This window comes from Citrobacter sp. Cy070 (assembly GCF_030332245.1).
Lineage (GTDB): Bacteria > Pseudomonadota > Gammaproteobacteria > Enterobacterales > Enterobacteriaceae > Citrobacter > Citrobacter youngae.
Genome location: NZ_JAOWIG010000028.1, coordinates 1 through 291, shown reverse-complemented (window position 1 = coordinate 291; position 291 = coordinate 1). Strand labels below are relative to the sequence as shown.

Here is a 291-nt window from a genome sequence, read left to right as displayed (position 1 = left end):
AGTGCTCACACAGATTGTCTGATGAAAAGTAAATAGCAAGGCGTCTTGCGATTGAGACTGACACGTCCCCTTCGTCTAGAGGCCCAGGACACCGCCCTTTCACGGCGGTAACAGGGGTTCGAATCCCCTAGGGGACGCCACTTGCTGGTTTGTGTGAGTGAAAGTCGCCGGCCTTAATATCTCAAAACTTACCTTCGGGTGACGTTTGAGATATTTGCTCTTTAAAAATCTGGATCAAGCTGAAAATTGAAACGACACACTGTTTCATTTCTCCGTAATAAGAAATGAAAA

General features: G+C 46.0%; 1 tRNA gene. It reads left to right on the top strand.

Annotated elements, in window-relative coordinates:
- Positions 1-64: 64 nt before the first annotated feature.
- Positions 65-140 (top strand) — tRNA-Glu (locus tag OGY19_RS02325).
- Positions 141-291: the final 151 nt, after the last annotated feature.